The 11,543-nt window shown below is 69.7% G+C and carries 9 protein-coding genes and 1 pseudogene; 6 read left to right on the plus strand and 4 right to left on the minus strand.

Annotated features, from left to right (window positions below; translation table 11 throughout):
• The 5 genes and pseudogenes from QZ994_RS15805 to QZ994_RS15825 all read left to right on the plus strand — a co-directional run.
• Nucleotides 1–967: pseudogene (locus QZ994_RS15805) on the plus strand (hypothetical protein); the annotation flags it as partial.
• A 20-nt stretch (nucleotides 968–987) separates the two neighbouring features.
• Nucleotides 988–2,235 carry a pseudouridine synthase gene (locus tag QZ994_RS15810; RefSeq protein ID WP_290873744.1) on the plus strand — a complete coding sequence of 416 codons (1,248 nt, stop codon included), beginning with the start codon at nucleotides 988–990 and terminating at the stop codon, nucleotides 2,233–2,235.
• The gene (locus tag QZ994_RS15815) at nucleotides 2,222–3,484 is read left to right on the plus strand and encodes a multidrug effflux MFS transporter (protein ID WP_290873747.1); all 1,263 of its coding nucleotides are present in this window, start codon (nucleotides 2,222–2,224) and stop codon (nucleotides 3,482–3,484) included. The genes QZ994_RS15810 and QZ994_RS15815 overlap by 14 nt, the downstream gene beginning before the upstream one ends.
• A 17-nt stretch (nucleotides 3,485–3,501) precedes the next feature.
• Nucleotides 3,502–4,470: a tRNA (adenosine(37)-N6)-dimethylallyltransferase MiaA gene (gene miaA, locus QZ994_RS15820; RefSeq protein WP_290873750.1), complete on the plus strand. Its 969-nt coding sequence runs from the start codon at nucleotides 3,502–3,504 to the stop codon at nucleotides 4,468–4,470.
• A 92-nt stretch (nucleotides 4,471–4,562) separates the two neighbouring features.
• On the plus strand, nucleotides 4,563–5,333 hold the full coding sequence (locus QZ994_RS15825; protein WP_290873751.1) for an MBL fold metallo-hydrolase: 771 nt from the start codon (nucleotides 4,563–4,565) through the stop codon (nucleotides 5,331–5,333).
• Between the two features lie 24 nt (nucleotides 5,334–5,357).
• Here QZ994_RS15825 and QZ994_RS15830 read toward each other — a convergent pair whose 3' ends face one another.
• The 4 genes from QZ994_RS15830 to QZ994_RS15845 form a co-directional block, all read right to left on the minus strand.
• Entirely contained in the window at nucleotides 5,358–6,875 is a 1,518-nt protein-coding gene (locus tag QZ994_RS15830; RefSeq protein ID WP_290873765.1) for a DHA2 family efflux MFS transporter permease subunit, read from the minus strand.
• An 82-nt stretch (nucleotides 6,876–6,957) separates the two neighbouring features.
• Entirely contained in the window at nucleotides 6,958–8,214 is a 1,257-nt protein-coding gene (locus QZ994_RS15835) for an HlyD family efflux transporter periplasmic adaptor subunit (protein WP_290873754.1), read from the minus strand.
• Nucleotides 8,211–9,716 (minus strand): efflux transporter outer membrane subunit, encoded by a 1,506-nt coding sequence (locus QZ994_RS15840; protein WP_290873757.1) that lies wholly within the window; start codon nucleotides 9,714–9,716, stop codon nucleotides 8,211–8,213. The genes QZ994_RS15835 and QZ994_RS15840 overlap by 4 nt, the downstream gene beginning before the upstream one ends.
• A 70-nt stretch (nucleotides 9,717–9,786) precedes the next feature.
• Nucleotides 9,787–10,482: a MarR family winged helix-turn-helix transcriptional regulator gene (locus QZ994_RS15845; protein WP_290873759.1), complete on the minus strand. Its 696-nt coding sequence runs from the start codon at nucleotides 10,480–10,482 to the stop codon at nucleotides 9,787–9,789.
• 72 nt (nucleotides 10,483–10,554) lie between these two features.
• Here QZ994_RS15845 and QZ994_RS15850 point away from each other — a divergent pair.
• Nucleotides 10,555–11,543: ABC transporter transmembrane domain-containing protein (locus tag QZ994_RS15850; RefSeq protein WP_290873762.1), on the plus strand; the 989-nt coding region annotated here is incomplete at its 3' end.

Below are 11,543 nucleotides of genomic sequence, written 5' to 3' on the forward strand. Positions count from 1 at the left end.
TGCCACGCCCGATGCCCCGCCCGAACGCCGCTGGGCAGGCTGGCCCAGTGCAGCCACCCCAAACACAGAAGGCCTGAGCGCCTCCGGTGGCGCCTGGCCGGCCCAGGAAGCTCGCCCCGCGCCTTACCTGCCGCCACAGCAAGCCCACATCCCCGATGCCTTCGCCGGCCTGAACCTGCCCCGGCTGGTGCCCTCCGAGCACGCCGTGGACGAGATCGCTCGCCCCGCATCGCAGGAGGCTGCGCGTACCGACCTGGCACAGGCCTCCACGCAGGCTGCCGCACCGGCGTCCGCCCCCCAGGACACCAGCGCCCCCTTGCTGGCTGATGGCCTGCCCGCCAACCTGGCCAAGCTCGGCGCCAGCCCGCTGGACACCAGCCAGGAGTGGCCCCTGGGGCGCGCCGTGGCCCAGATCGGCGGCATCTATGTGCTCGCAGAAAACGCCAAGGGCCTGGTCATCGTCGACATGCACGCCGCCCACGAGCGCGTGGTCTACGAGCGCCTGAAAGCCCAGCTGGCCAACGCCCAGCTCGAAAGCCAGCCCCTGCTGATCCCCCTGACCTTTGCCGCCACGCCTCACGAGATGGCCACGGCCGAAACCCAGCGCGACGCCCTGCTCGCCCTGGGCCTGGACGTGGACGCCATCGGGCCCGGCAAACTGGCCGTGCGCGCCATCCCCCTGGCGCTGACCCAGGCCGATGGCGTGGCCCTGGCCCGCTCGGTGCTGGCCGAACTGGCCCAGCTCGATGCCAGCGACGTGGTGCGCCGCGCCCAGCACGAGCTGCTGGCCACCATGGCCTGCCATGGCGCCGTGCGCGCCAACCGACAGCTCACCCTGATTGAAATGAACGCCCTGCTGCGCGACATGGAAGCCACCGAACGGGCCGACCAGTGCAACCACGGGCGGCCCACCTGGCGCCAGCTCACGCTGCGTGAACTCGACGCCCTGTTCATGCGCGGCCGCTGAACGCCTTACCCGGACACCCCATGACCGAACGCAAGAAACTGAGCCTGAACAAACCGCATCAGGCCGAGCCGGGCCATGCGCCTGCCACCCCCTTTGACCGCAAACCGCCGGTGCGCGGCAGCGCCGCCGTGCCGCGCAAGCGCATGACCGCCGCCGAAGCCGCCCAGGCCCGCGAAGAAGCCGCCGCGCGCAACGCAGACCGCGCCCGCCAGGCTGCGCTGGAAGCCCTGGCCCGCGGTGAACGCGAGCACAGCGCCCCGCCGGCCGGCCGACGCGAATGGGGTGACCGACCCGAGCGTGGCCCCCGGACCGACCGCCGCAGCCAGGGCCCTGATCGCGGCCCGCGCCGCGATGACCGCCGCTCGCCCTACGGCACCCAGGGCGGCTTCCCCGATGCCCCGCGCGCCGCACCGCCGCGCCAGCACCACCGCCGTGCCGATGGCACCCAGGGCCACGCCACCCAGGCGCCCGCGCCGGAGGCCACCCAGCGCCAGGCGCCCGACGACGGCCGCATCCGCCTCTCCAAGCTGATGAGCGAGCGCGGCCTGGCCTCGCGCCGCGAGGCCGACGAGTGGATCGAACAGGGATGGGTCCGTGTCAATGGGGAAGTGGTCGACGAGCTCGGCACCCGGGTCGCCCCCGATGTCGAGGTCAGCATCGATCCGCTGGCGCGCACACAGCAGGCCGAACGCGTCACCATCCTGATCCACAAGCCCATCGGCTACGTGAGCGGTCAGGCGGAAGACGGCTACGAGCCCGCCGCCGTGCTGATCCGACCGGAGAACCGCTGGTCGGAGGACAAGCTGCCCCTGCAGCTCACCCGCGGCCACCTGCGCCAGCTGGCGCCCTCTGGCCGCCTCGACATCGACTCCACCGGCCTGCTGGTGCTGACCCAGGACGGGCGCATCGCCAAGGCCCTGATCGGCGAAGACTCGGGCATCGAGAAGGAATACCTGGTGCGCGTGGAATCGGTCGACCACCCTGGGGCCGAAGACGTCTCGGCCCTGGTGCCGCCCGAGGTGCTGGAAGCCCTGCGCTTCGGCCTTGAACTCGATGGCCGCCAGCTCAAGCCCGCCCAGGTGTCGTGGCAGAACGAATCGCAGCTGCGCTTCGTGCTGCGCGAAGGCCGCAAGCGCCAGATCCGCCGCATGTGCGAGCTGGTGGGCCTGCACGTGATCGGCCTCAAGCGCGTGCGCATGGGGCGCATCGCCCTGGGCAAGTTGCCGCTGGGGCAATGGCGCTTCCTGAGGCCCGATGAGCGCTTCTGAGTCGCGTGGCGGCCCGCTGGGCATCCCGAACGGGGTGATCGTTGCCGCGCTCAGCATGCTGCTGGGCCTGCAGCCGGTCACCACCGACCTTTACCTGCCCGCCCTGCCGCAAATGCAGCGCGCACTGGGCCTGACGCCGTCGCTGGCACAGTGGACGCTCTCGGTGCTCATCCTGGCCTTTGGCTTCGGGCAGCTGATCTGGGGCCCCGTGGCCGACCGCATCGGGCGCCGCCCGGTGCTGCGCTGGGGCCTGGGCCTGTATGTGCTGGCCAGCCTGGCCGCGACACTGGCCGATTCCTTCACCGTGATGATCGCCGCCCGGGCCGTGCAGGGCGCGGCGCTTTCGGCTGCCGTGGTTTGCGGGCGGGCCATGGTGCGCGACCTCTACGCCCCGGAAGACGGCGCCCGCATGATGACCAAGGGCATGGCAGGTCTGGGCGTGATCGCGCTGGTCGGCCCCATCCTTGGCGGCCTGGCCGCCACCCACGGGGGCTGGCGTGCCACCATGGGCCTGCTGGCCCTGTGCGGCATGATCCTGCTGGCCTTCGTGTGGCGCTGGCTGCCAGAGACCTTGCCCGATGAGCGACGCCAGCACAGCCTGCGCTGGCGCAATATGGCCGGCCAGTGGTGGGACATCGCCCGCCACCCCACCTTCCGCGCCCATGCCATGCTGACGTCGGCCACCTACGGAGGCCTCTACGGCTACCTGGCCCTGTCGGCCTTCGTGTTCATCGACCAGCTGGGCGTCTCGCGCACGGGCTACGGGGTCATCATGGCCTGCACGTCCCTGTCCTACCTCAGCGGCACCTGGTTCTGCCGCCGCCACCTGCCGGCCCATGGCCTCGTGGGCACGGTGCGCAAGGCTGGCCTGGTGTCGATCGCTGCGGGTCTGTGGCTGGCCGGGCTCTCGGCCTGGCAGTACAGCCGGGCCGAACCCGTGCCGTTCTGGACGCTGCTGCCGGGCATGTGGCTGTACTCGTTTGCACACGGCATCCACCAACCCTGTGGCCAGACCGGTGTGGTCGCAGCCTTCCCTCACCAGGCGGGTGCGGCATCGGCGCTCTCGGGTTTTGTGCTGGCCGCCGTGGCCTTCGCCGTGGGCGTGCTGCTCTCAGGCTGGAGCGCCCTGCCCGGCTGGAGCGGCACCCTGTATCCCATGACCCTGAACATGGCCTTGGGCGCCGCCATCACGGCCCGCGTGGCCCTGCATCGGGTGCAGCGCGATGGCCTGGTCTCGGCCGCGGCCTGACGAATCAGCTTGCGTCCATGAACACCACGCCCGCCTCCTCTGCCCCCACCTGGGTGCTCACCGGCCCCACCGCCTGCGGCAAGACGGCCGTGGCCCTGGCGCTGGCGCAGCGCGTCCCGCTGGAGGTCATCAGCGTCGATTCGGCCCTGGTCTACCGCGGCATGGACATCGGCACCGCCAAGCCCAGTGCCGCCGAACTGGCCCAGGTGCCCCACCACCTGATCGACATCCTCGACCCGACCGAGGCCTACAGCGCCGCCCGCTTCGTGCAGGACACGCTGCGCCTGATCGACGAGGTCCGTGCGCGCGGCCGCACGCCCTTGCTGGTGGGCGGCACCATGCTCTACCTCAAGGCCCTGCTCGATGGGATCGACGACATGCCATCGTCGGACCCGGTCGTGCGCGCCCGGCTCGATGCCCGCATGCGCGAGCTGGGCCCCGCCGCACTGCACGCCGAGCTGGCCCAGGTCGATCCGGTCACGGCCGCCCGCCTGGCCCCGGGCGACACCCAGCGCATCCAGCGTGCGCTGGAGGTCTGGCACAGCACCGGCCAGCCGCTGTCGCACTTCCACAAGCGGGATGCCGGTGGCTCAGGGCGTGAGCCAGCACACCAGGCCATCGTGGTCTCGCTGGAACCCACCGAACGCAGCTGGCTGCACCAGCGCGTGGCGCTGCGCTACCAGCAGATGATGGACGCCGGCTTCGTCGACGAAGTGAAAGCCCTGCGCCAGCGCCCGGCGCTGCACGCCGACCTCCCCGCCATCCGCTGCGTGGGTTACCGCCAGGTGTGGGAAGCGCTCGATGCAGGCCTGGACCTGCACCAGCCCAAGGTGCGGGCCGAGGTGACCGAAAAGGGCATCGCCGCCACCCGGCAGCTGGCCAAGCGCCAGGTGACCTGGCTGCGCAGCATGCCGCAGCGTGTCGTGGTGGCCGCCGACCAGCCGGGCGTCATCGCCAAGGTACAGGCCGCCTTCGGCATCGCCTGAACCTTGACAAACATCAAGCTCCAGCCCCCCTGTTTCGGTAGCCTCGCTCCGGCCCACCTCCCCATGTGGCGGAGCACGGCCCTGGAGTCCCCATGCCTTATGAATTGTTCCGAGATCAGGGGCACGCCTGCCTGATGTTTTCCGACACCAGCAACGAGGGTGGGGAGGCCGTGCAGTCCAACCAGTTCCTGATCGTCGATGGCGACTGCGGGGCCATCATCGACCCGGGTGGCAACCTGGCCTACAGCGAGCTCTACCTGGGCATGACGCGGCACTTCTCGCCGCAGAAGCTCTCGGCCATCCTGGCCTCGCACGCCGACCCGGACATCATCGCCTCGCTCGACCGCTGGATGACCGCCACGCCCACGGCCAAGCTCTATGTGTCAACGCTGTGGGAACGCTTCGTGCCGCACTTCTGCAAGCCGGGCAAAACCACGGGCCGCATCGTCGGCATCCCCGATCCGGGCATGCGCATCCGCATCGGGCGCCATGACCTCATCGCCCTGCCTGCGCACTTCATGCACGCCGAGGGCAACTTCCAGTTCTACGACCCGGTCAGCCGCATCCTGTTCTCGGGCGACCTGGGCGTGTCGTTCACCACGGGCGAAGAGGCCCGCCAGCCCATCACCTCGCTCACGCCCCTGCCCAAGGGCATGGACGCCTTCCACCGGCGCTACATGGTGTCGAACAAGATCTTGCGCAGCTGGGCCCGCATGGTGCGCACCCTGCCCATCCACATGATCGTGCCGCAACACGGGGCACCGCTGAAGGGCGCCGCCGTGGGCGAGTTCATCCAATGGGTCGAGAACCTGCCCTGCGGCATCGACCTCATGGGCGACGCGCACTACACCGTGCCGGGCTGAGCCCTGGGCTCACCTGGCGCCGGGTCAGTGCGCGCCCGAATCCACCGCGGCCCCACCCTTGCGCGGGCGCGCCATCCACACCAGCGGGATCATCAGCAGGAACAGGAAGGCCGAGGCCAGGAAGACGTCGTCGGCGGCGCGCGTGAAGGCCTGCTGGTCGATCAGGCGTGTGATCTGCGCCGCGGCCTGCTCGAATCCCATGCCCAGGTTGGACAAGGACTGGAAGGTCTCGACCGCCGGGCCGTCGGTGCGGGTCACGTGCTCGGCCATGTGCAGGTGGTGCATCTGGGCGCGGTTGTCCCAGATCGTGGTGACCGTGGAGGTGCCCATGGCGCCCGCCGTGATGCGCACGAAGTTGCTCAGGCCCGAGGCCGAAGGGATGCGATCCGGCGAAATGCCATTGAGCGTGATCGCACTCAACGGAATGAAGAAGAAGGCCAGCGCCGCGCCTTGCAGGATGGTGGGAACCATGATGGTGGCGAAGTCGGCCTGCACCGTGAAGCCCGAGCGCATCCACAGCACCAGGGCAAAGAAGGCAAAGGCCACGGTGGCGAGCCTGCGCGGGTCCACCTTGCTCACGTTCTTGCCCACCAGGGGCGAGAGCAGGATGGCCAGCAGCCCCACCGGTGCCACCGCCATGCCCGCGGCCGAGGCCGTGTAGCCCATGAACTGCTGCAGCCACAGCGGCAACAGCACGACGTTGCCAAAGAAGAGCCCGTAACCGATGGACAGCGTGGCAACGCCCACGGCGAAGTTGCGCGAGGCAAACAAGCGCAGGTCCACCACGGGGTGGTCCTGCGTGAGCTCCCAGATCAGGAAGACCACGAAGCCCACCAGCGCCACCAGGCCCAGGATCACGATCTGCGAGCTCTCGAACCAGTCCAGCTCCTTGCCCTTGTCGAGCATGATCTGCAGCGCCCCCACCCACAGCACCAGCAGGGCCAGGCCCACGGTGTCGATCGGCAGCTTGCTTGTGGGGGTGTCACGCGTGCGGTAGATGCGCCAGGTGACCAGTGCCGCACCCAGGCCCACCGGGATGTTGATGTAGAAGATCCAGGGCCAGGACATGTTGTCGGTGATCCAGCCGCCCAGCAAAGGCCCGGTGACCGGCGCCACCAGCGTGGTCATGGCCCACATGGCCAGCGCCATGCCCGCCTTGGCCGGCGGGTAGCTGCTCAGCAGCAACGTTTGCGACAGCGGGATCATCGGCCCGGCGACCAGGCCCTGCAGCACGCGAAACCCGATCAGCATCTCCAGCGAGGTGGCCAGGCCACACAGCCAGGATGCCAGCACGAACAGCAGCACGCTGAGCGTGAACAGGCGCACGGCGCCGAAGCGCTGCGTGAGCCAGCCCGTGAGCGGCACCGAGATGGCATTGGCCACGCCAAAGCTGGTGATGACCCAGGTGCCTTGCGTGGGGCTCACGCCCAGGTTGCCGGCGATGGCCGGCAGCGACACGTTCGCGATCGAAGAGTCGAGCACGTTCATGAAGGTGGCCAGCGACAGGGCCACCGTGCCAAGCGCCAGGTCGGATCCGGTCAGCGGCGGATGGCCGGCAGGCTTGGCTGGCGTGGGCGCCTGCGCCGCCGGCGCGGCACCAGGTTCGGCGGTGGCCTCGCTCACCTCAAACTCCCTTGTGTGCCGAAGGGGCCACGCTCACGGCGCGGCCCAGGTTGGCGGCAATGATCTGCCTGACCAGGCCATCGGCATCCTTTTGCAACTGGTCGTACACCACGGTTTGCGACACGGCCTGGGCACGCGGGGCGGCGGCCAGCACGGGGCCATCCTGCTTGGCCACGTCCACTTCCACCTCCATCGACAGGCCCACACGCAGCGGATGGGCCTTGACCTCGTCGGCGTTCAGCACGATGCGCACCGGCACCCGCTGCACGATCTTGATCCAGTTGCCCGTGGCGTTCTGGGCCGGCAGCAGCGAAAACGCCGCGCCCGTGCCCGCGCCCAGACCGACCACCGTGCCGTGGTAAGTGACCTTGCTGCCATAGACGTCGGCCGTGAGCGTGGCCGGTTGACCGATGCGCACGCGTTGCAGCTGGCTTTCCTTGAAGTTGGCGTCCACCCAGGCGTCGTTGAGCGTCACCAGGGCCATCAGGGGCGCACCGGCCTGCACGCGCTGGCCCAGTTGCACGCTGCGCTTGGCCACATAACCGTCCACCGGGGCCGGCAGGCTCACGCGCTGCAGGGCCAACCAGGTTTCGCGCACGCGGGCCGCGGCCCGGGCCACATTGGGGTGCTCGGTCACCGAGGTGCCTTCGGTCAGGCTCTGGTTGGAAGCGAGCTGGTCGCGCGCCGCAGACAGGGCCGATTCGGCCGCCGCCACCGCGCTGCGCGCCGAGGCCAGTTGGGCGGTCGCGTGGTTGTATTCCTCCTTGCCCACCGCACCGGTGGCCAGCAAGGGCGTGCGGCGGGTGACATCGTCCTGTGCGCGGGCCAGTTCATTGCGGGCCTTGTCGACGTCCGCCCGGCGCAGCGCAATCTGCGATTGCAGGCCGGCGTTGTTGGCAAACAGGGTGCGCACCTCGCGCACGGTCTGGGCCAGCTGGGCCTTGGCCTGATCAAGCGCCACCTGGGCATCGGCCGCGTCCAGCCTGACCAGCACCTGCCCCGCCTTGACCAGATCGGTGTCGTCGGCACCAATGGCCAGCACCGTGCCACCCACCTGGGGCGTGATCTGGATGACATTGGCCTGCACGTAGGCGTTGTCCGTGTGCTCGTAGTGGTTGGCCACGAGGAAGTAGTAGGCGGCGTAGGCCCCACCACCCAGCAGGGCCAGGGCGGCCACGGCGCTCAGCGCCTTTTTGCGGGTGGCTGGGGCGCCGGCCTTGGCTTGGGTCGCGTCGAGGGAAGAAGGGGCCTGGCTCATGAACGGTCTCCACCCAGCGCCACGCGCGGGGTCTGTGAAGAAGATGAAGCGGATGGGGATGAGGTGGTGGGCGCGCCATCGAGGCTGCCGCCCAGGGCCTTGGCCAGGCCCACTTGCGCATCGATCAGGCGGGCCTGCAGGTCGACACCCAGGCCACGCTGGCGCAGCACGCCCGATTCGGCGCTGAGCACCGTCAGGTAGCTGCCCAGACCGGCCTTGTAGCGCTGCAGGGCCAGGGCGTAGGCGGCCTCGGCACTGGCCTGGGCCTGGCGCTGCTCGGCCTGCTGGCGCGCCACCGACTGGGCCATGCCCAACTGGTCGGCCACTTCCTGCGCCGCCTGCAGCACGGTCTGGTTGTAGCTGGCCACGGCCGCATCCTGTTCGGCGATCTTGCCGCGCAGGCTGGCGCGACGGCGGTCGGCATCGAACAGCGGCAGGTGAATGGCCGGGATCAGGCCCCACTGCACGCTGCCGGGCTGCAGCAGGCGGTCCAGGCCGATGGCGTTGTAGCCGGCGTAGGTGCGCAGGTCCACATTGGGATAGAAGGTGGCGCGTGCGGCGTCGACCTCGTGACCACTGGCCTGGGCGCGCCACAAGGCGGCGTTGACATCGGCACGGCGGGCCAGCAGGTCAACCGGCAAGACCGCGGGCATGGCCATCGGCTGCAGCCGCACCAGGGCGGGCGTGTGCGTGCGCAGGGCATCGGGCGCCTGGCCTGTGAACGCCGCCAGGGCATGGCGGGCCACGGCGATCTGCTCGTCGAGGGCCTCGATCTGCTGGCGGGCCTCAGGCAGGTTGCCTTCGCCTTGACGCAGTTCCACATGGGTGTCCAGGCCGGCCTGCACCCGCTGGCGGATCAGGCCCAGCACCTCTTCACGCTGCGCCAGGGTGCGCTGGGCCACCTCGCGCTGGGCCAGCAACCGGGCGAGTTGCAGGTGGGTGCGCACAACCTGGGTCGACAAGAGCAGGCGGGCGGCCTGGGCATCGGCCTCGGCCGCGCGGGTCTGGCCCACGGCCGCTTCGAGCTCGGCACGCTGTTTGCCGAAGAGGTCCAGCTCCCAGCTGCCTTCCAGCTGCAGGGTGCCGATGGTGCGGTCCGACCCGGCAATGGGGGCTGGATAAAGCCCGTTTTCGGTGAAACGCTGGCGGCTCACCTCGCTGCTGGCCTGCAGCCTGGGCTTGTCTGCGGCGCCCACCACGTCCGCGGTGGCCTGGGCACGCTGCAGGCGGGTGCGCACCACAGCCATGCTGGGGTTCTCTGCCAGCGCGCGCTGGACGAGCTGGTTCAACCCCTCGTCACCCATGGCCAGCCACCAGGCTTGGGGCTGTTCGGCCGACGAGGTTGGCTGAGGCTCGCTCAGGCCCAACTGGGTGGCTGGCAGCGCTTTCACGGCGGGCTGAAGATCCTGCTGGGTGGCGCAGGCGCCCAGGGCCAGCAACAGCAAGGCACTCAGCGGGCGCCAGGGCAGGCGTGGCCCCTGATGCATCGTGGGTTCAGACATGAACACTCCAAGGAAATCGGCGGGGCTGGCTGGCGATACGGCCCACTCGCCCCAAAATGGTCGCGCAGCCTCAGTCGCCCGAGCCAGCGCCGGCCGAAGGCCTGGCCGCCGGCTCGATGCAAGGCGTATCGGCCGGCAACTGGCCACTGTGCACGGCCTCGGCGTTGGCCTTCATGCGGCGCAGGAAATCCAGCAGCGACTGCCACTCCGCATGGCTGAAACCCTGCAGGTAGCTGTTCATCACCTCGCACAGCACGCCGGGCACGGGTGCCATGGCGGCCTCGCCATCGGGTGTCAGGGCCAGGTTGACGACGCGGCGGTCTTCGGTCGAGCGTTCTCGCCGGCACAGACCCTTGGCTTCGAGGCGGTCCAGCGTGCGCGTGAGGGCCCCCGGGTCGGTCTGCAGTTCGCGCGACAGCTCGGCCAGCGTGGTCGACTTGTACTTGAGCATCATGTACAGCGGCCCCCACTGGGCATTGGTCAGGCCCACGGCCTCCAGGCGGTGGTCGATCTCGCTGACGAACAGGCGCATCACGGCACGAAGAAGGTAGCCGACGCTGTCTTCTCGCGGGTAAACCGCCTGCCCATAAAACGGGCCACCAGCTGGCGCCTCACCCGGCTGGTCGGCCTCTGGCGCATCGGCGAGGGTCTGGCTGGCGATCAGGGCCTCCGGCGAAGGCACGGGCAGCGGCGAGGGCAAGGGTGGCGCACCCGACGGCCCCTGCGGGGCCGGCGAATCGGGCGGAATGCTTGAGGGATCAGACATGGCTCTCAATTTATTTGACTATGCAAATATTGTCAAGGCTGATAATGGGCGCACACCTCACGCTCACGCACCATGTCCACCACCACGCGCACCCCTGCTCCCGGCAAGTCGGCCAAGTCCATTCAGGGCCTCGGCCCCTTTCTGCAGCCCTACCGTGGCCGGCTGATCCTGGCCCTGGTCTTCCTCGTCATGGCGGCCCTCACCACCCTGGTCCTGCCGATTGCCCTGCGCACCCTGATCGACCAGGGCATGGTCGCGCCCGACCCCGGCGAGCGCGTCATGGCCATGCGCGAACACTTCCTCGCGCTGTTTGGCGTGGGCCTGGCCATGGGCGTGTTCTCCGCCTCGCGCTACTACTCGGTCACCTGGCTGGGCGAGCGCATCACGGCCGACATCAAGCGTGCCGTCTACGCCCACGTGCTGCGCCAGAGCCCCGCCTTCTTCGAGACCACGCAAAGCGGCGAGGTGCTCTCGCGCCTCACGGCCGACACCACACTGATCCAGACCGTGGTGGGCTCCAGCTTCTCCATGGGCCTGCGCAACGCCATCATGGCCATCGGCGCACTCAGCATGCTGGTCATCACCAACCCCTATGTGATGGCTCAACTGATTGGCGGGCTCGTGCTGGTGGTGCTGCCCGCCATCGCCTACGGCCGCCGGGTGCGCAAGCTCTCGCGCGCCAGCCAGGACCGCGTGGCCGACGCCAGCGCGATTGCCGCCGAGGTGCTCAACGCCGTGCCCGTGGTGCAGAGCTACACGGCGGAAGGCCGCGAGGCCGCCCGATTCGACCAGGCCACCGAAGGTGCCTTCAGCACCGGTGTGCGCCGCATCCGCGCCCGCGCCGTGCTGGTGGCCTTCATCATCACCGCCACCACCGGCGCCCTGCTCTGGGGCCTCTACCAGGGCACGCAGGCCGTCATGGAAGGCCGCATCACCGCTGGCCACCTGGGCCAGACCATCGTCTACGCCATCCTGCTGCTGAGTTCGGTGGCCGCGCTCTCCGAGGTCTATGGCGACATCCTGCGTGCCGCAGGCGCCACCGAGCGCCTGATGGAACTGCT

This window comes from Aquabacterium sp. (assembly GCF_021768455.1).
In the GTDB taxonomy this organism is placed as follows: Bacteria; Pseudomonadota; Gammaproteobacteria; order Burkholderiales; family Burkholderiaceae_C; genus Aquabacterium.

What these genes read in the sequence shown, in the direction of transcription:
- QZ994_RS15810 (WP_290873744.1), top strand. Translation starts at nt 988, where the DNA reads ATGACCGAACGCAAGAAACTGAGCCTGAACAAACCGCATCAGGCCGAG.
- QZ994_RS15815 (WP_290873747.1), top strand. Translation starts at nt 2,222, where the DNA reads ATGAGCGCTTCTGAGTCGCGTGGCGGCCCGCTGGGCATCCCGAACGGG.
- miaA (WP_290873750.1), top strand. Translation starts at nt 3,502, where the DNA reads ATGAACACCACGCCCGCCTCCTCTGCCCCCACCTGGGTGCTCACCGGC.
- QZ994_RS15825 (WP_290873751.1), top strand. Translation starts at nt 4,563, where the DNA reads ATGCCTTATGAATTGTTCCGAGATCAGGGGCACGCCTGCCTGATGTTT.
- QZ994_RS15835 (WP_290873754.1), bottom strand. Translation starts at nt 8,214, where the DNA reads ATGAGCCAGGCCCCTTCTTCCCTCGACGCGACCCAAGCCAAGGCCGGC.
- QZ994_RS15840 (WP_290873757.1), bottom strand. Translation starts at nt 9,716, where the DNA reads ATGTCTGAACCCACGATGCATCAGGGGCCACGCCTGCCCTGGCGCCCG.
- QZ994_RS15845 (WP_290873759.1), bottom strand. Translation starts at nt 10,482, where the DNA reads ATGTCTGATCCCTCAAGCATTCCGCCCGATTCGCCGGCCCCGCAGGGG.